The organism is Asticcacaulis solisilvae, from assembly GCF_052327315.1.
Taxonomy (GTDB): Bacteria; Pseudomonadota; Alphaproteobacteria; order Caulobacterales; family Caulobacteraceae; genus Asticcacaulis; species Asticcacaulis solisilvae_B.
Map to the genome: position 1 here is coordinate 562,872 of NZ_CP166196.1, position 17,639 is coordinate 580,510.

Below are 17,639 nucleotides of genomic sequence, written 5' to 3' on the forward strand. Positions count from 1 at the left end.
TCCGTTGCCTGCGCAGCAGGGGGCCAATGCCTTATTTGGCGAACTTGCAAAACCATAATTCATTTGCCGCCATCCTGCTTGTCCGTCGCCAAGGATATTGTCCTGTCCGTGATTTTGGTGCCGGTATATTTCTTGCACGCCGGCCGGATACTGGCCACTCGACGCCTTGATTTGGTGTACATGGCTTCCGGACCTATCAAGATAGCGAGCGAACCATGGCGTTTGACGATAAAACTCCAAATCCCGTCGATCTCCACGTTGGCGGACGGGTTCGCATGCGGCGTAAATTTCTCGGCATCAGCCAGGAAGGCCTCGGCGACCACCTCGACCTCACGTTCCAGCAAGTCCAGAAGTACGAACGGGGTTCGAACCGCATCAGCGCGTCAAAGCTTTATGAGATTGCGGCCGCGCTGAAGGTGCCGGTGGCCTATTTCTTCGAAGGCTATGGCGAGAGGCAGGCGCCCGAGGGATTCGACGAAAGCACGTCGGAACAGACGGTACATGGATTCTTGATGACCACGGAAGGCATCGAACTCGCCGAGGCCTTCCCCAGGATCAGGTCGGGCAAGCACCGGCGTAAGATTCTCGACCTCGTGCGGTCGCTTTCCGAAGACGATTGACGGTCTTGTCATGCGCCTTCTGTCAGGGCCGTGTCGTCCAGGTCATCGGAATCCGAGCCGGTTACGGCTTCGGTAACCTCTTCTAGAAAACGGTTCTCCGATTTCCGCCGGTCGGCGACCGCCCTGACGAGCATCTGCTCGAGCCGTTTTGGCTCGAACGGCTTGGTTATGTAGTCGTCCATACCGGCCGCGAGACACTTCTGACGGTCCTCGACCATCGCGTGGGCGGTCACGGCAATGATTTGATTGGGGGCCAGGCCGTTCGCCTGTTCATGGGCGCGAATGCGACGCGTGGTTTCGCGGCCATCCATATCCGGCATCTGAATGTCCATGAGGATCGCGTCGAAGGTCTCCCCGGCCACGATGCGGTCCAGGGCCTGGATGCCGTCCGTCGCCACTTCATGCCGAAAGCCGAATTCATCGAGATATCGCTCGGCGATGTAAACGTTCGCCGGAACATCCTCGACGATCAGGACCCGGGGTATGACAGGCGCCGACGGATGGGCTTCGTCGGCATCGTTCGCCGCAATCGGCATCGCGGGGCCGCGCCGCAAAGGCAGCGTGACGGTGAAGGTCGAGCCCACGCCCAGTTCGCTCGACGCTGCCACGGTCCCGTCCATTCCATCCACCAGGCCCTTGACGATGGCAAGGCCCAAGCCCGAACCGCCGAACTTGCGGCTCACCGAGCTATCCGCCTGCTCGAACTTGCCGAAGACCGCCTCCAGCTTTTCGGCCGGAATGCCTACGCCGGTGTCCTTGATGACGAAAATGAGGTCTTCAATGTCATCGACCGGGGTAGGCCGGCAACTTATGGCGACCGATATCCTGCCCCGGTCGGTGAACTTGATCGCATTGCTGCAAAGGTTGAGCAGCACCTGGCGAATCCGGTCCGGGTCGCCGACGAAAAGGCGCTCGTTGACGCAGGCGCATTCATTGACCTGTTCGATTTCGAGGCCCTTCACTTCCGTCTGTACCTCAAGCATCTGAAGCACTTCGGTCACGATATGCCTGGCATCGAACTGGACCTCCTGGAAGTCGAGATTGCCCGACTCGATCTTGCTGAGATCGAGGAAATCGTTAAGGAGTTGCATCAGGCTGTCAGCGCTGCCCTTCAGGACGCCGACAAGTTTCTCCTGTTTATCGTTCAGGGCGGGGCCCATGCCGAGCAATTGGGCGGCACCGATGATGGCGTTCATGGGCGTACGGATTTCGTGGCTCATATTGGCCAGGAAGTCGGACTTGGCTCGGTTCGCGGCCTCGGCCTGGTCCTTGAGGAGACGGAGATTATCCTCCATCTGCCGCTGCTCGGTTATATCGGCGTGTACGCCGAGCATGCGATAGGCCGACCCGGTTTCGTCGCGCAGAGCAATGCCGCGTGAAAGAATGGTGCGCCAGTTGCCATCAGCGTGGCGCATGCGGAAGATGGCCTTGTAATCCGGGGAACGGCCATCGATATACGCCCTGTAGGCTTCGGTGGCGGCAGAGGCATCGTCAGGATGCAGGTGAGAGCGCCATTCCCCCGTCGTCGTCGGATGGGCCTCCTTGCGTTCAAGACCCAGCATTTCGATGTATCTTGGCGACACATAGAGTTCGTCGGTAAGAACATTCCAGTCCCAGATGCCGTCCGAAGTCGCGCTGATGGCTAGGTTGTAGCGATCGACAGCCTCACGCAGTTCAACTTCCATGGCCTTGTGCTTCGTGACATCGACCGCGGAACAGTAGACTATGCCGGTATCTTCATCCCGCCGCCCTCGCCATGACAGCCAACGGTAATTCCCGTCCTTGTGCCGGTAACGATTCTCGAAGTCGATCAGTTCTTCTCCACGAGCCAGGATTTCCGAGGTCGCCAGCGTTCTGGCCAAGTCGTCCGGATGGAGGAGATCGGGCAAGGGCGTGCGCACCATTTCCTCGGCCGTCCAACCCAGAACCCGTTCGCAGGCGTTGCTGATCTTGTCGATACGTCCATCATTGTTGGACGTCAGGAGTATGTCGCTGGCGACGCGAAAGAACTGGGAGCGTTCGTACTCGGCCATGGTTGCCTCGTGAACATCGATGCACGCCGTGATGAACCCGAGAAATTCGCCGGCAGCATTGAAACGGGGTGCCGCCCGGTGCAGGACCCAGCGATACTGCCCCGAATGGTGGCGCAACCTGTACCTCGTCTCGTAGGTCTGGCGCTCGCGAAAGCGTGTCGCCAGCAGATCGCGGCACGATTGGGCGTCCTGTGGATGCAGGCCTTCCAGCCAGCCCGACCCGGCGTCTTCTTCGACGCTGCGCCCGCGAAACGCAAGCCACTCCCTGTTGAACCAGATCGATGCGCCCTCGGCATCGCAAATCCTGACTAAGGCAGGCAAGGTATCGGCCAATGCCTCGAAAAGTCCTAGTTCACTTCCACTTTTTATCTGTTGTAACACGGTAGCCCCTCGGGAACTCTCATCACCTGTGCAAGTTAGAGATGGGCCTGTGTGGTCCATGGTAAATAAAAAATCCATATGATGAATGGTTTAGGCGGAATGCTTGACCCTATGCGTGGCATAAGCGTTGAGAGCGGGCAACAACTCAAGGACGCGTCGGTAATGGCTGGCATCCGGCCTGACGTACTTTTAAAGTCATTGTGTAGGCAGTGGGTTGCAACAGAGGAGCGGCCTGCGAAGAGTCAATATGCGCGCGTACCAATAGTCAGGCATTCTCAACAGATGTGCATCAAAGAGGGTGAAGTCGCCTCCTTCGGAGCAACTCTTAAGACTCTTCGCGTTGGATACACGAGAACGGAAAAATTTTTCCGTCCGACACTCTTGACGGCAGCGGTATGATTTCCAAAATCTGTGCTCGTGAGGCTTGAGGCCCCACAGTTATCTGTTCAACCTTGCCATGAATGCTGATGAGGTTTCACACATGACACGCTCAATTTCATTTTCTCCCCTGTTCGGCAGCAGCATCGGTTTCGACCGCTTCGACGACCTGTTCGACACCTTGACGCGCACGAGCGACGAAGGTGAAGGGCAGCCGTCGTACAATATCGAACGCCACGGTGATGATGACTACACCATTACCCTCGCTGTCGCAGGCTTCTCCGAGTCCGACCTGGCCATCACGGTCCAAGACAGCACCCTGCTCATCTCCGGTGAGCGGAAGCCCCACGAGGCCAAGAGCCAATACCTCTACAAGGGTATAGGCCTTAACGACTTCCAGCGTAGGTTCCGCCTGGCAGACTATGTGGTCGTGAAGTCCGCAGAGCTTAAGGACGGCTTGCTCAAGGTTTCCCTGGCGCGCGAAGTTCCAGACGATCAAAAACCGCGCCGGATCGAAATCCGGACAAGGCCTGAACTGAAGGCGATCGAGAAGGCCCCTCAGAAGGTCGCCTGATTACGGCTCGTTTCATTGATGGCCATCGAAAGGAGGTAAAAAATGGACGTCAAGAAGCTCAACCCGTGGAACTGGTTCCGCCACGAGGCCCCCCAACTGCCCGCCGTGACGGGCGAGCGCGGCCTGTCGCCTCAGCTATCTCTGCTGCAATTCCATCGTGAGATGGAGCGCAATTTCCTGAACCTTGCGCGCGCCGTTGACATGGGCTGGCCGCATTTCGACACGGCCAGACCCTTGTGGCCGAGCCTGGATATCACGACGAAGGACAGGGAGTATGTCATCACGGTCGAGGTGCCTGGCGTTCAGGAGAAGGACCTGAAACTCGAGGTCACAGCTGACGGACTCCTTACGGTCAGCGGCGAGAAGCACCAGGAAACGCACAAAGGTATTCCTGGCAATACGCGCGTCGAGCGCAGCTACGGCACCTTCAGCCGTGTACTATCCCTGCCCGACGACGCCGACCGCGACGCGGTCAGCGCGTTCTTCCGCAACGGCCTTTTGACCATCACCTGTCCACGCCGGATCGAGGCGCGCGAACCTGCCCGGCAGATCGAAATTCAAAAAGTCGCCTGACCATTCCTGCAAGAGCGACTGTAGCCCGCCGGGAAACCGGCGGGCCTTGTCCGGATATACACTCATGGAATTGAACCGCTTCATCGGCCTCGCAACCCTGCTATACGCGCTGGCCAATCCCATCGGCATTGGTCCTGTGTTCCTGGCCCTTACAGGACACGGTCATTCGATCAACCGGCCGAAAGTCGTGGCGATCGCAGCCGCCGCGGTTGCGCTGCTTCTCATCGCCTCCGCCCTGGTCGGCCAACAGCTCCTTGCCTTCTTCAATGTCGGCCTGGACGATTTTCGGATCGCCGGTGGCCTCCTGGCCCTATTCATCGCCTTCGAGATGTTTCAGGCGCGCTTCGGTGGCATTTCGCAGACTGCGGAAGAGCGCTCGGAAGCGGAACGGGATCTGCACAGCGTCGCCATTACGCCGCTCGCCTTTCCGCTTCTGATCGGTCCGGCGGAGATGAGCATCATGATTACTTTAGCTTCCGATCACCCCGACTGGACGCAGAAGACGATGCTCGTTGCCGTGGCCTTGTTGACTGCGGCCATGATCGCCGCGACTCTGCTGTTCGCCTCCGCGATCAACCGCTTGATCGGCAAGACCGGCGTCAACATAGCCACGCGGGTCATGGCCCTGTTCGTCGCGGCCATCGGCATCAATTTTATCTTCACCGGCATTCGGAGCGAACTGCCCGGCCTGGCTTCCTAGGGGACGGGATGCTGACGATCTTGACAGGCGGTGCGATAAAAACCATTTCACCGATTTTTCGAAGGAGGTCACATGACAACGATGACAACTGAAAAGCCCCGGGAAGAACATGCTTTTGAAGCCGACGTCAGCCGGCTGCTTCATATGATGGTGCATTCGGTCTATTCCGATCGGGACGTGTTTCTGCGCGAGTTGATCTCGAATGCCGCCGATGCCTGCGAAAAACTCCGCTATGAGGCGATATCGCGACCGGACCTGGCGCCGGACGGCGTAAAGGGGCGGATCCTTGTCACACTAGATGACGCCAGGAACGAACTGACCGTCGAGGACAATGGCATCGGCATGAGCCGAGCCGAGTTGATCGATGCGCTCGGTACGATTGCCAAGTCGGGAACGCGTGCCTTCATGGACCGGGTCGAGGCGGCCAAGGGCGACGGCAGGGCCGAACTCATCGGGCAGTTCGGCATCGGCTTCTACTCGGCCTTTATGGTGGCGGACCGGGTCGATGTCACGTCACGGGCGGCAGGCCAATCCGAAGCCTGGACCTGGTCCTCCGACGGCAAGGGAACCTTCAGCGTCGAGCCGGCGGCGGCAGACGAAGCGCCGGTCACGGGCACGCGTATCCGCCTGCACCTCATGGAAGACGCCAAGACCTACACCTCGAGGTGGTCGATCGAACGGATCATTCGCGAACAATCCGGTCACGTTCCCGTGCCAATCGAACTAAAGGAAAAACCCGATGCGGAAGCCGCCGAGGTAACGGACGGCGCGGCCCTTTGGGCCAAGCCCAAGAACGAAATCTCGGATGACGACTATAAGGATTTCTATCGCAGCGTTTCCGGCCAGTTCGACGAACCCCTACTTAACGTTCATTTCCGGGCGGAGGGCATGCACGAATATACCGCCCTGGCTTTCGTTCCAAGCACCCAGCCCTTCGACCTGTTCGATCCCGAACGTCATGGGCGGATGAAGCTATATGCGCGCCGCGTGTTCATTACCGACGAAGCGGACCTGCTGCCGCGCTACCTGCGTTTTGTTCGCGGGATCGTCGATACGTCGGATCTGCCGCTGAACATTTCCCGCGAGATGATCCAGCAGTCGCCTGTGTTCAGCGCCATCAGGAAGGGCGTGACCGGCCGTATACTGTCCGCCATCGAAAGACTGGGGGAAACGGACTCCGACGCCTACGCGAAGCTATGGGGCCAGTTCGGCTCCGTTATCAAGGAAGGCATTTACGAGGATTACGAACGCCGCGCCCAACTCCTGAAACTGTCACGGTTCGCCTCGACCGCCGCGCTCGAAGGCGGCCGAACCCTCAGCGACTATGTCGCCGATATCAAGGATGGCCAAAGTGAAGTCTTCTACATCACCGGCACGTCGATCGAACAGTTGAAGGCATCTCCCCACCTGGAAGGCTTCAAGGCGAAGGGCATTGAAGTCCTTTTGCTGACGGACGCGGTCGATAGCTTCTGGACGACCAATACGCGGGATTTTGAGGGCAAGGCGTTCAAGTCGGTTACGCAAGGCCTGGCCGACCTCGACAAGGTCGCCGACGCGCAAGTTCCGGATGGCGAAAAGCCGACAACGTCGAGCGAGGTCGAAGGCTTCATCGCCTACCTCACCGAAACCTTGAAAGACCATGTCGAGTCCGTTCGCGCGTCGTCGCGTCTGACGGACAGTGCGGTCTGTCTCGTGGCCAGTGATCAAGGTCCGGACCGGCAACTGGAGAAATTGTTACAAGGATCCGGCCGACTGAAAGCGACCTCGAAGCCCGTACTCGAAATCAATCCGAGCCATGCCCTGATTACCCGCCTTGCCGGGCTGGACGACGGAGATTTGAGGTCCGATGCCGCCTGGCTGCTTCTCGACGAAGCCATGGTTCTCGACGGCGAAAAGCCGGTCAATCCCCGCGCTTTCGCCGACCGGCTGGGCCGGCTTATCGATCGCGTTTTGGCCGTGTAAAGAGCGACAATTGTTCCCTGCGCCTTGCTATTCGCCGTGGGCGTCGGGAGCCAAAAGCGAAGCCTTCTTTGCAAGCGCGCAGCCCTTTCCGGCTGCGCGCCATTAATGCTTTTCCCAACGTTATTAACGCCTTAAGTCAAAAAAATTTTGCATTTCCACCTCCCAGCCCTCTTGACGCAGTTTGTGAAATTCATATTTTTCCATTCGCGACGCGGCCACTTAGGCGCGTCGGCCCGCCCGGACCGATTGTCCGGTCCGGTTCAGCGGTTTTGATGATCACGTTTGTCCAGGAGGAGAACATGACGTTCCGACCACTGCATGACCGAATCCTTGTGCGCCGCATTGAAAGCGATGCCCGCACCAAGGGCGGCATTATCATTCCCGACACGGCGAAGGAAAAGCCTCAGGAAGGTGAAATCATCGCCACGGGACCCGGCATCCGCTCCGAGGATGGCCGGCTTCACGCCCTCGACGTCAAGCCCGGCGACCGGATCTTGTTCGGCAAATGGGGCGGTACCGAAATCAAGCTCGACGGCGAGGATCTGCTCATCCTCAAGGAGTCGGACGTGCTCGGTATCGTCGAACAGACCGCCGAACACAAGAAAGCGGCCTGATACCAGGCGCTTTTTCTCACCCAAAACTCAAACCTGCTTAATTCAAGAGGATTTGTCATGGCTGCGAAAGAAGTCAAGTTTAGCTCCGACGCGCGCGAACGCATGCTGCGCGGTGTCGATACCCTTGCCAATGCCGTAAAGGTAACGCTTGGGCCTAAGGGCCGGAACGTGGTGATCGAGAAGTCGTTCGGTGCGCCCCGCGTCACGAAGGACGGCGTCTCGGTCGCCAAGGAAATCGAACTGACCGACAAGTTCGAAAACATGGGCGCCCAGATGATCAAGGAGGTTGCCTCCAAGACCAATGATCGCGCCGGTGATGGCACGACGACGGCGACCGTTCTCGCCCAGGCCATCGTGAAGGAGGGCGCCAAGCTTGTCGCGTCCGGTCTCAATCCGATGGACCTCAAGCGCGGCATCGATCAGGCCGTCGGCGCCGTCGTGGAGGAGTTGAAGACCAAGGCGCGGAAGATTTCCAACAGCAATGAAGTCGCCCAGGTCGGTACGATTTCCGCCAATGGCGACGCCGAAATCGGCCAACTGCTCGCCGATGCGCTCGACAAGGTCGGCCATGATGGCGTGGTCACCGTCGAGGAGTCGAAGACCGCCAACACGGAACTCGATGTCGTGGAAGGCATGCAGTTCGATCGCGGCTATCTGAGCCCATACTTCATCACCAACCAGGACAAGATGAAGGTCGAATTCGACAACCCCTTCATCCTGATCCACGACAAGAAACTCTCCAGCCTCCAACCGCTCCTGCCGGTTCTCGAGACCATCGTCCAGACTGGTAAGCCCCTTCTCATCATAGCCGAGGACGTCGACGGTGAAGCGCTGGCGACCCTTGTGGTCAACAAACTGCGTGGCGGGCTGAAGATCGCCGCCGTCAAGGCACCGGGCTTCGGCGATCGCCGCAAGGCCATGCTGGAAGACATCGCGACCCTGACCGCCGGCCAGGTGATCTCCGAAGACCTCGGCATCAAGCTCGAGACCGTCACGCTCGATATGCTCGGCCGGGCCAAGACCGTGGTCGTCGAGAAGGAAAACACGACGATCATCGAGGGTGCCGGGGCGAAGTCGGATATCGATGCGCGCGTCGCGCAGATCCGGACCCAGATCGAGGAGACGACATCCGACTACGATCGCGAAAAACTGCAGGAGCGGCTGGCCAAGCTGGCGGGCGGTGTCGCCGTCGTCCGGGTCGGCGGCTCGACGGAGATCGAGGTCAAGGAAAAGAAGGACCGTGTCGACGATGCCCTTCACGCGACCCGGGCGGCTATGGAAGAAGGTATCCTTCCAGGGGGCGGCTTGGCGCTGCTTCGTGCAGCCGCGGTGCTGGATACGCTCACCCCGGCGAACGACGACCAAAAAATGGGCATCGATATCGTTCGCCGAGCGATCGAGGCCCCGGTCCGTCAGATCGCGGAAAATGCCGGCCACGAGGGCTCCGTGGTCGCCGGCAAGCTGCGTGAAAGCCGGGACTACTCGTTCGGCTGGAACGCGCAGACCGACACCTATGGCGACCTGTTCGACATGGGCGTGATCGATCCTGTCAAAGTCGTGCGATCGGCACTGCAAGACGCCGCGTCCGTGGCCGGCCTCCTGATCACGACCGAGGCCATGGTTGCGGAAAAACCCAAGTCCGACAAGGCTGCGGCGTTAACTCCTGCGGGCTACGACGACTGATTAATCGGCCGGCCGGCATTGCCGGCCGGCCCCTTCCATGGGAAACCTATCGATGCTCAGGTCGCGATTTTCACGTCGGCCGCCTATAGCGCCTTTGTCCGGCCTGGTTTTGATGCTGGCCTTGACGACTGTCGTCATCGTTCAAGTTGCCAAGGATGTTTTCCTCGCCGGATAAAATCGTCCAAGAAGACTTGGCGGCAACGTTGGCATTCGGCCGCCAGTCCGTTGAACCTTAACGCCTTATGCCTTTAACTTTATCCAGGGCGGAGGCAGGTTTGCGTCACACGTTGTCGGAGTACCACCATGCCGGTGTCTCGCGATTTTACCCAAGCCGTTGCTGGATACGGCCTGACCACGGCCGAAATCTTTTACCGCCTGCCGGATTATCCCGGCGTGTTGCAGACCTATGTCTGGCAGGACTACGATGTGGAACCTGATTTTCCGAACCTCTTTGCCTTTTTGGATTTTTGGAAAATGAGCCTCGACGGTAAGCTGCATAGCGTTAGCTTCCATCACAACCCGCTTCTCGTTTCGCGGCAATGGAGGTCGGTCGACCGTGTCATCACGTTCGAATAGAACGGTTGCACGGAAAATTCCTCGTGGGCGCCATGATGGTCCACACTCGGGGTTCAGCTCGCGATCGAGGGCGTGCGATCTCGAAAATGCGGAACATCGCCACCGAGGCGCCGCCATCATCGCTTGTGACATTGGGACTGGCCCGCGGGGTGAGCCAGATGGATAAGGCGTTCGTCGCGTGGCCAATGCGCAACGGGCTGCGAAGGGCTTGCCGTTGAGCCGTATCGCGGCAATCCGTCACAAACCCATCGAATGGGCGAGCAGGCCGATCGCGCCGCACGCCGCGATGACGACCATCACATTGACCTTGAACCGGATCAGGGCGATAGCGGCGCCCAGGGCGATGATAGCGGAAGGCCAGGCAACGGTCCCTCCGAGGCCGTTGGGCCAAATCACGTGATAGCTGAAGAACAGGGCAAGGTTCAGGATCACGCCGACGACAGCCGCCGTTATGGCGGTTAGCGGCGCGGTGAACCTGAGGTTGTTGTGGGTTGTCTCGATCAACGGCCCGCCGGCGAAAATGAATAGGAAGGATGGCAGGAAGGTGAACCAGGTGACGACGATGGCGGCGATGATGGCGGCAACCGGTCTTGCGTCCGGTCCGAGATAGGCCTGGGTCCAGCCGCCGATGAAGCCGACGAAGGTCACGACCATGATGAGTGGGCCGGGTGTCGTCTCTCCAAGCGCGAGGCCGTCGATCATCTGCGGGGCGCTGATCCAGCGGAACTTTTCCACGGCACCCTGGTACACATAGGGGAGGACCGCGTAGGCTCCGCCGAAGGTCAGGAGGGCGGCCTTGGAAAAGAATAGCGCCATCTCGCTCAGTGTATGATGCCAGCCCAGAACGAGGCCCAGGCCGGCGATAGGGCCTCCCCACAAGAGAACTCCGGCGGCAATGACCGTCGCCAGGCGATGCCAGCGAAACCGGGCATGTACCGGCGTGGGCGTATCATCGTCTATCAGGGCCGCACCGTAGGAAGTGTCGGACCTCCCATGACCGCCGCCCGTGACGAAGGTTTGCGGCGATATCCGGCCGCCGATGATACCGATCACGGCCGCGCCGAGAACAATGAGCGGGAATGGCGCGTGGAAAGCGAAAATGGCGATGAAGGCTGCGCAGGCGATGGACCACAAGATCGGGTTCTTGAGCGCCCGTCCACCGATTCGAAGAACGGCTTGCACGACGATAGCGATGACCGCCGGCTTGATGCCCGCGAATAGGCCGGAGATTGCGGGCAGGTGCCCGAAGGCCATGTATAGCCAGGACATGACAATGAGCAGGGCGAGCGACGGCAGGACGAAGAGGCCTCCCGCCATGATGCCTCCCCAGGTCCGGTGCATGAGCCAGCCGATATAGGTCGCCAGTTGCTGCGCTTCGGGACCGGGCAAGACCATGCAATAGTTCAAAGCATGCAGGAACCGCTTCTCGGAGATCCAGCGTTTCCGCTCGACCAATTCCTGGTGCATTATCGAGATTTGCCCGGCGGGTCCGCCGAACGAAATGAACCCCAGTTTCAGCCAAAAGCCAAAGGCTTCGCCGATGGCGACGGCGGCGGGCGGCTTGTTGTGCTGAGCGTCTGTCATCGACTCATCCTTTGAAGGCCACTGCGCAACCCTCGAAAACCAGGCTCGAGATCGAAAGGTACTCAAATAGGTTCAAGATCGAGGCTCGCGTACACGCCAGGTTTCCAGCGCATGTGGAAGAAAGGCTAAGCTAGGCGTTTTCCTTGAAGTTGGAAGCAGGGCATGTCGCCGGAAAAACCATAGAACGTCTAGACGACATTGCGGCGCTTGCGACGTCTAGTGTGAGCCGGAACGAGCCAAAGCCGTCGTTTGGCCTGGACTGAGCCAGCCGTTCGCGGTGATCCAGTCCATGATCGTCCTCTGCCAGATATCGCGCGGCAACAGGAAAAAGCCGTGCTGCCCCTTCTCGAAAAACCGCGTTTCGACCGGTACACCGGCATGGCGAAGCGCTTCGAAAAAGACGACGCTGTTGTCGATGTCGACCAGTTGGTCATCAGCAGCATGCAGGATCAGGGTCGGCGGCGTGTCAGCGGTGACATGGAGTTCGTTCGAAAATTCCCTGACCTGCGCGTCCGAAGGCGATGGCCCTAGAAGGGCGTTGCGCGAATCCATATGGGTGATTTTCGCATCCATGCTGATGACAGGATAGACAAGCACCAGGAAGTCTGGACGCAAGGACGTGCCTTCCGGATCGGACACATAGGATTTCTGGAAATGCGTCGCCAGGGTGGAGGCCACGTGGCCGCCGGCGGAAAAGCCGACCGCGCCGACGCGTGCCGGATCAAGGCCCCATTCAGCGGCGTGAAGCCGGATAAGGCGCAGGCCCTGCTGTGCGTCCTGGAGCGGGCCGATCGACTTGTCCACCATCGTCACATCGCTTGGCAGCCGGTATTTCAACACAAAGGCGGCGATACCGTGATCGATGAAATACTGCGCCTGCTGGACGCCCTCATAGTCGAAGGTAAGGCCGGCATAGCCGCCGCCGGGGATGATCAGGACGCTGGCGCCTGTCGCCCTGGCCTTGGCAGGCAGGTAAACCAGGATCGCCGGGCGGGAAACATTCTGGTCCCACCCGGTGCCGCTGCCGGTTTCCTTGTCCGGACCTGGCTTAGAATTTGGAATGGCGCCGTCGCCGTAAAGCGGAAACGCCTGCATCTTAGGCGGAAAGGCAGTCGCCGGATCAACCGGTGCCGCCATCGCCGGCATGGCAAAAAAGGCGGTGAAAAGGATCAAGAACGCGAGTTTCAAAGCCATGATCTTCCAGTCCTTTCGACGGCCCAACCTCCGGCAGCCATCCTGGGACAGGCAAAACGTGGCGGCACGGCCGTACGCCTTCGGGTTAAAGCGAATCGCGTGTCGAAGCGTACATCATTTCCTCCGTCAATGATGCCTTTGCCCAGGTGGCGCATTCAGGGCGCGCATTTCGATCCGAGCCGCCTCCGCGCGCGCGTCGAGATATGAAGCCAGGTCCTGGAGATGAATGCCCTTGGCGCACTTCTGGCTGCCTTCGATACGCACCAACGGGATGGCGATATCGCCCGAGGAAATCTTGGCGATCAGCTTCACCGGCGTCAGGTGGCTGAAATAGTCCTGGCAGACGCGTTCGATGGGGATGACGGCCTGTCCGTCATATTGGGCCAGGAGCAGGAAGGCGGTGTTCATGGACATCTCTCCTATGCTGTCGCCCGCCGCGCCGACCGGGTGAAGGCCCGGTCGGACGCCATGAAACGTTCGACCATGACCGGAATGAGCCGAGTTGCATCGACGATGGGGTGGCCCGTTTCCCTGGCGAGCGCCTCGGCATAGGCGAGGAGGTCGCGATGAACCTCGGCCGGCAGGTCGGCCGTTACCTTGACCGGCTTGTCGTCGAGAAGGGGGCCGAGCTTGAGTTTGGCCATGATCAGTCTCCGTAGGGTTCCAGAATGAGATCGCGGGACAGGATGACGCGCACGGGCATGCCGGCGCGTATGGTGAGGGTGGGCTGCACCGCCAGCTGCCGTTCGACGATGCGCTGGCCGGCGCGGTTGACGCTGTCGACCGCGCCGTCGCGCAGGGCCCTGACCAGATCGGAGTCGGACTGTGTATCGCCCGTCTGGGCGCCGACACCCAAGAGTGTCGATATGGCGGCGGCGTTGACCACGGAAGCCCAGTGATTATCGACCTTGTCGGCGAGGCCCGCATATCCCTCCGCATCGGCCGCCGAGGCCTTCTCCAAAACGAGAGATTTGCCGTTCGGCAAGATGAGGCGCGACCAGACGAGAAGAATACGCGACTGCCCGAAGCTGATGGTGTTGTCGTACTGGCCGATGAGACGCGCGCCCCTGGGGATGAGGATATACCGGCCCGTCAAGGAGTCGCGGACATCCTGCGTTACCTGTGCGAGAACCTGGCCGGGGATATCGGACCGCAGGCCGGTGATCAGGGCGGCCGGCACCACGCTGCCGGTCAGCAGGGTATAGGGTGAGACCGGATCGACCAGGCGTGCGTCGCTGGTGACCTGGCTGTCGGCCGCGCGTTCCAGATAGGCCGCCTTTTTCTCGGCATCCGACTTTGGGTCACCGGCTGGGGCCGGCGATGGCCATGTTCCTAGAGGCAGGGGTGATGGCGGAGCCATGGCCGTTCCCACCTCTTCGGTGTGACCGCCGGATTGCGCGAAGAACACCTGGCTGGTCCGCGCGGTGAGCCGCGCCTGTTCTGCCTGCTGTACCGCCTGGGACGGTGCGGCGGGAACCTCTGGACCTGGAGGCGGAAGCGCCTCGGAGCCACCTGCCGGTCCCACGGTGGGCGCATTCGGACCGGCGGCCAGGAGCGGGCGCCCGAGGTCCCCCGGCAGGGGCGGGCCGAGTTTCGGGACGCCCGTATAGTCCTTGGGCAGGCCGTTCAGGGCTTCACTGGCCGAAGGCGTGTGCTCGGGCGCGGTGTCGGCAGCCTGACCGGCCGGAGTCCTGGGCTTGGGCGGTGCCATGGCGAAGGCTAGGGCGGCCGCGATCGCGAGGGCTGCGACGGTGCCGCCGCCGATGAGGACCTTGCGCGAGAGACGCAGGACGGGCTTCGGCTGCGCGCGCAACCGCATGCGCGCCACGGCCGGATCGTTCTGATCGGATGGATTGGTCACGACGGCTGACCTCCGAAGCGGCGGATGCGCACGACCTTCTGGTGGCCCTTGTCGCCCAGGCGAAGCTCGGCCCGGTCCAGGAGGCGATCGACGACCAGGAAATTGTCCTGGACGCGATAATTGACCAGTTCGGCCTTGCCGTCGGCTCCGATGAGGAAGAGGGGCGGCAGGTCCGCGCCGGCGGGCGCGGGCGGCATTTCGACATAGACCTTGGCGCCGTCGTCGAAGACGCGCAGGGGCTTCCACGCGACGCTGTCGCCGTCCAGGCGATAATTGAAGTTGAGGCGCGCCGGATCGATGCCCTGGGCGATCGGTTCCTGCGCCCGTGCCTTGTCGGCGGCCTGGGCCACCGCGACGAGCTCGTCCTGCGGGTAGCGCCAGGAGACGGACGCCATGTAGGTGGTGGGCAGGGCCTGGAGCTCGATATGATAGGTGCGCCGGTCGGAATTGATGACGAGGTTGGTAGCCAGTGAGGGCAAGGTCGGCTTGACCAGGATATGCACTTGCCGGCCATCGCCCGAGCCGCTTTCGGTCGTGCCGATGACCCAGCGGGCGGTATCGCCGGCAGCCACGGGACCCGTGCCGACCAGGCGTTCGCCCGGCTGCAGGGCGATGTCGGTGACCTTGCCGACGCTGGTATAGACTTGGTAGAGCGAGCCCGGCATGAAGGCGTAGACCTGTTCCGCATTTGCGAAGGTCGAGGTCTGGGGCATGACGCGGGCCGCAGCATTGGCCTTCTGGACGTCATCGGCGGCGGCCGGCGCCGCTGGTAGAGACCGGGCAGGTCTATGATGCCGCGACGCCGCGTTGGACGCGGGGGCAGAAACAAGTGTGGCCAGGACCAGGCCGGTGAGGATGAGGGATTTGCCGGTCATGGCTGGGTGAACTCCTGGGACCAGTTGATGGCGTTGACGTAGATGCCGAGCGGATTCCTGCGCAGGCGCTCGGGATCGTGCGGCGGATCGATGACGAGGGAGACGATGGCCGACCAGCGCTGGGTGGTGACGAGTTGGCCGCCCGAGTAGGCGCGTTCCAGCCAGGTGATGCGGAAGCTGTCGGGCGATGCGCGGATGACGCTCAGGACCTCCACGGCTACCTGGGTCTGGCCGACCTTGGCGAACGGGTCGCTGGCCTGGGCATAGCCGTTCAAGGCAAGGCCCCCCTTGTCGGTCGTGAAGTCATAGGCCTTCAGCCAGTTTTGCCGCACCACGACGGGGTCGTTGGGGATGGCACGGACGTCGGCGATGAACTCGGCCAGTTGGTAGGCGATCTGGGCATCATTAGGCCGATAGCCGGCCGACGCCGGGGCGACGGCCTCGGCCTGGCCGAGCTTGTCGACCTCGACGACCCAGGGCACGATCGTGCCGCGTGTCGACTGCCAGGTAAGGGCGGCGGCGAAGCCGCCGGCGAGGATGAGGCATCCGAAGGCCATGAGGCGCCAGTTCCTGGCCTGGACGCGAGCCGACCCGATACGATCGTCCCAGGCCCTGGCGGCGCGATGGTAAGGGGTTTCGGGTTCCGGAGTTTGTCCGTAGGACGTGGAGGCGCGTTTGAGCATGTTTACTGGCTTTCCTTGAGATCGACGGCGTGGCCGCCACCGGCCGCATCGCCCTGGCCCACGGCATGGACGGCGGGACCTATGGCGTTATGAAGGGACTGGCTGCGCTTGAGGTCGCTGGCCCACTGCGGCGTGCCTTGCGAGGATGGCGTGGCGGTAGAACCGACGGGTGCCGCGTTGACGGTGCCCTTGCTGGATGTGCCGCCACTGGCTGTGAAGGCGCCGCGTACGCCCGACTGGTAGCTGTCCTTGAAGGCATCGGCGGTGGCCTGGGCGGCGCGGTTCATGGGCGCCGTGGTGGCCTTGGCCATATTGGCGACGCCACCGGCGACGGCGGAAGCCCCCTGCTTGCCCATGGCACCCAATGAATAGGCGGTCGAGGCGGACCCTGCCATGGACGCACCGGAACGGGCGGCCGTCATGGCGCCGCCGGCCAGGGCGGACATGCCGCGCGCCGCCATGCCAGCCCCCATGAGACCGCCGGCAACGACGCCGCCCGCGGCAAGCGTTGCGCCCACGGCGGACCCCGCGCCCATTTGCGGTCCGCCTGAGACCAGGCCATTGGCGACGGACGGGCCGAAGATGCCGAGGCCGAGCAAGGTCAGGGCGGCGAGCACGATCGACATGGCGTCCTCAATCGTCGGCTGGGCGGCACTGAAGTCCTGCACGAAGGTGCTGAAGAGGGTCGAGCCGATGCCGGTGATGACGGCCAGGACCAGGACCTTGATGCCGGAGGCGACGACATTGCCGAGGACCTTCTCTGCCATGAAGGCGGTCTTGCCGAAGAGGCCGAAGGGAATGAGGACGAAGCCCGCCAGGGTCGTCAGCTTGAACTCGATCAGGACGACGAACATCTGGATGGCCAGGATGAAGAAGGCGAGCACCACAAGAAGCCAGGCCAGGCCGAGGCAGGCGATCTGCAGGAGGTTGTGCAGGAAGTCGGTGACGTTCATCAGGTCCGACGCCGCCGACAGCAGGGGTGCGCCGGCATCGAGGCCCGTCTGGGCCAGCTTGCCGGGGCGCATCATGTCCGCGACCGTGAAGCCCGAGCCCGAGGCCTTCAAGCCAAGGCCCGCGAAGGAATTGAAGACGATGGCGGCCAGGTTGTTCCAATTGCCGATCAGGTAGGCGAAGGCGCCGACGAACAGGGTCTTCTTGACCAGGCGGTTGATGATCTCGGAATCGCCGCCGCCGTCGAAGGTCCAGAACAAGGCGGCGAGCGTCACGTCGATGACGATCAGGGTGGTGGCGACGAAGGCGACGTCGCCGTGCAGCAGGCCGAATCCGCTGTCGATATAGCGGGTGAAGACTTCCAGGAAATGGTCGATGACGCCGGTGTTGTTCATGG

Annotated in this window: 17 protein-coding genes; 8 read left to right on the forward strand and 9 right to left on the reverse strand. The window is 61.3% G+C overall.

Annotated elements, in window-relative coordinates:
* Nucleotides 1-215 precede the first annotated feature (215 nt).
* Nucleotides 216-620 (forward strand): helix-turn-helix domain-containing protein, encoded by a 405-nt coding sequence (locus AB8717_RS02550; RefSeq protein WP_443749465.1) that lies wholly within the window; start codon nucleotides 216-218, stop codon nucleotides 618-620.
* 8 nt (nucleotides 621-628) lie between these two features.
* Here the strand turns inward: AB8717_RS02550 and AB8717_RS02555 are convergent, their stop codons facing one another.
* Nucleotides 629-2,986: a PAS domain-containing protein gene (locus AB8717_RS02555; RefSeq protein ID WP_443749466.1), complete on the reverse strand. Its 2,358-nt coding sequence runs from the start codon at nucleotides 2,984-2,986 to the stop codon at nucleotides 629-631.
* A 529-nt stretch (nucleotides 2,987-3,515) separates the two neighbouring features.
* Here AB8717_RS02555 and AB8717_RS02560 point away from each other — a divergent pair.
* From AB8717_RS02560 to AB8717_RS02590, 7 genes are all read left to right on the forward strand, one after another.
* Complete coding sequence (locus AB8717_RS02560; protein WP_443749467.1) at nucleotides 3,516-3,986, forward strand: Hsp20 family protein; 471 nt, start codon at nucleotides 3,516-3,518, stop codon at nucleotides 3,984-3,986.
* Nucleotides 3,987-4,028: 42 nt separating this feature from the next.
* Nucleotides 4,029-4,559: an Hsp20/alpha crystallin family protein gene (locus AB8717_RS02565; protein ID WP_443749468.1), complete on the forward strand. Its 531-nt coding sequence runs from the start codon at nucleotides 4,029-4,031 to the stop codon at nucleotides 4,557-4,559.
* Between the two features lie 64 nt (nucleotides 4,560-4,623).
* Nucleotides 4,624-5,259, forward strand: coding sequence for a MarC family protein (locus tag AB8717_RS02570; protein WP_443749469.1), 636 nt, complete (start codon nucleotides 4,624-4,626; stop codon nucleotides 5,257-5,259).
* Nucleotides 5,260-5,331: 72 nt separating this feature from the next.
* Complete coding sequence (gene htpG, locus AB8717_RS02575) at nucleotides 5,332-7,221, forward strand: molecular chaperone HtpG (RefSeq protein WP_443749470.1); 1,890 nt, start codon at nucleotides 5,332-5,334, stop codon at nucleotides 7,219-7,221.
* Between the two features lie 299 nt (nucleotides 7,222-7,520).
* Nucleotides 7,521-7,835, forward strand: a complete 315-nt coding sequence (locus tag AB8717_RS02580; protein WP_443750840.1) for a co-chaperone GroES — start codon at nucleotides 7,521-7,523, stop codon at nucleotides 7,833-7,835.
* Between the two features lie 57 nt (nucleotides 7,836-7,892).
* On the forward strand, nucleotides 7,893-9,518 hold the full coding sequence (gene groL / locus AB8717_RS02585; RefSeq protein ID WP_443749471.1) for a chaperonin GroEL: 1,626 nt from the start codon (nucleotides 7,893-7,895) through the stop codon (nucleotides 9,516-9,518).
* Between the two features lie 303 nt (nucleotides 9,519-9,821).
* The gene (locus tag AB8717_RS02590) at nucleotides 9,822-10,094 is read left to right on the forward strand and encodes a protein usg (RefSeq protein WP_443749472.1); all 273 of its coding nucleotides are present in this window, start codon (nucleotides 9,822-9,824) and stop codon (nucleotides 10,092-10,094) included.
* A 237-nt stretch (nucleotides 10,095-10,331) separates the two neighbouring features.
* On the opposite strand, the gene chrA is transcribed toward AB8717_RS02590, so the two are convergent.
* The 8 genes from chrA to trbL form a co-directional block, all read right to left on the reverse strand.
* Complete coding sequence (gene chrA / locus AB8717_RS02595; RefSeq protein ID WP_443749473.1) at nucleotides 10,332-11,678, reverse strand: chromate efflux transporter; 1,347 nt, start codon at nucleotides 11,676-11,678, stop codon at nucleotides 10,332-10,334.
* A gap of 216 nt (nucleotides 11,679-11,894) precedes the next feature.
* Complete coding sequence (locus AB8717_RS02600; protein ID WP_443749474.1) at nucleotides 11,895-12,872, reverse strand: alpha/beta hydrolase; 978 nt, start codon at nucleotides 12,870-12,872, stop codon at nucleotides 11,895-11,897.
* Between the two features lie 126 nt (nucleotides 12,873-12,998).
* Nucleotides 12,999-13,280, reverse strand: a complete 282-nt coding sequence (locus AB8717_RS02605; RefSeq protein WP_443749475.1) for a pyocin activator PrtN family protein — start codon at nucleotides 13,278-13,280, stop codon at nucleotides 12,999-13,001.
* 11 nt (nucleotides 13,281-13,291) lie between these two features.
* Nucleotides 13,292-13,516, reverse strand: coding sequence for a DUF2274 domain-containing protein (locus AB8717_RS02610; protein WP_443749476.1), 225 nt, complete (start codon nucleotides 13,514-13,516; stop codon nucleotides 13,292-13,294).
* 2 nt (nucleotides 13,517-13,518) lie between these two features.
* A complete protein-coding gene (locus AB8717_RS02615) occupies nucleotides 13,519-14,733 on the reverse strand; it encodes a TrbI/VirB10 family protein (RefSeq protein WP_443749477.1) in 1,215 nt (404 codons plus the stop codon).
* A complete protein-coding gene (gene trbG, locus AB8717_RS02620) occupies nucleotides 14,730-15,608 on the reverse strand; it encodes a P-type conjugative transfer protein TrbG (RefSeq protein WP_443749478.1) in 879 nt (292 codons plus the stop codon). The genes AB8717_RS02615 and trbG overlap by 4 nt, the downstream gene beginning before the upstream one ends.
* Nucleotides 15,605-16,291 (reverse strand): conjugal transfer protein TrbF, encoded by a 687-nt coding sequence (gene trbF, locus AB8717_RS02625; protein WP_443749479.1) that lies wholly within the window; start codon nucleotides 16,289-16,291, stop codon nucleotides 15,605-15,607. The genes trbG and trbF overlap by 4 nt, the downstream gene beginning before the upstream one ends.
* A gap of 2 nt (nucleotides 16,292-16,293) precedes the next feature.
* Complete coding sequence (trbL, locus tag AB8717_RS02630) at nucleotides 16,294-17,637, reverse strand: P-type conjugative transfer protein TrbL (protein ID WP_443749480.1); 1,344 nt, start codon at nucleotides 17,635-17,637, stop codon at nucleotides 16,294-16,296.
* Between the last annotated feature and the right edge of the window lie 2 nt (nucleotides 17,638-17,639).

Excerpts from the sequence above, each read along its gene's own strand:
- chrA (WP_443749473.1), bottom strand. The coding sequence starts at position 11,678 with ATGACAGACGCTCAGCACAACAAGCCGCCCGCCGCCGTCGCCATCGGC.
- AB8717_RS02550 (WP_443749465.1), top strand. The coding sequence starts at position 216 with ATGGCGTTTGACGATAAAACTCCAAATCCCGTCGATCTCCACGTTGGC.
- trbF (WP_443749479.1), bottom strand. The coding sequence starts at position 16,291 with ATGCTCAAACGCGCCTCCACGTCCTACGGACAAACTCCGGAACCCGAA.
- AB8717_RS02590 (WP_443749472.1), top strand. The coding sequence starts at position 9,822 with ATGCCGGTGTCTCGCGATTTTACCCAAGCCGTTGCTGGATACGGCCTG.
- AB8717_RS02580 (WP_443750840.1), top strand. The coding sequence starts at position 7,521 with ATGACGTTCCGACCACTGCATGACCGAATCCTTGTGCGCCGCATTGAA.
- groL (WP_443749471.1), top strand. The coding sequence starts at position 7,893 with ATGGCTGCGAAAGAAGTCAAGTTTAGCTCCGACGCGCGCGAACGCATG.
- AB8717_RS02560 (WP_443749467.1), top strand. The coding sequence starts at position 3,516 with ATGACACGCTCAATTTCATTTTCTCCCCTGTTCGGCAGCAGCATCGGT.
- AB8717_RS02605 (WP_443749475.1), bottom strand. The coding sequence starts at position 13,280 with ATGAACACCGCCTTCCTGCTCCTGGCCCAATATGACGGACAGGCCGTC.
- AB8717_RS02570 (WP_443749469.1), top strand. The coding sequence starts at position 4,624 with ATGGAATTGAACCGCTTCATCGGCCTCGCAACCCTGCTATACGCGCTG.
- trbL (WP_443749480.1), bottom strand. The coding sequence starts at position 17,637 with ATGAACAACACCGGCGTCATCGACCATTTCCTGGAAGTCTTCACCCGC.
- AB8717_RS02565 (WP_443749468.1), top strand. The coding sequence starts at position 4,029 with ATGGACGTCAAGAAGCTCAACCCGTGGAACTGGTTCCGCCACGAGGCC.
- trbG (WP_443749478.1), bottom strand. The coding sequence starts at position 15,608 with ATGACCGGCAAATCCCTCATCCTCACCGGCCTGGTCCTGGCCACACTT.
- AB8717_RS02600 (WP_443749474.1), bottom strand. The coding sequence starts at position 12,872 with ATGGCTTTGAAACTCGCGTTCTTGATCCTTTTCACCGCCTTTTTTGCC.
- htpG (WP_443749470.1), top strand. The coding sequence starts at position 5,332 with ATGACAACGATGACAACTGAAAAGCCCCGGGAAGAACATGCTTTTGAA.
- AB8717_RS02610 (WP_443749476.1), bottom strand. The coding sequence starts at position 13,516 with ATGGCCAAACTCAAGCTCGGCCCCCTTCTCGACGACAAGCCGGTCAAG.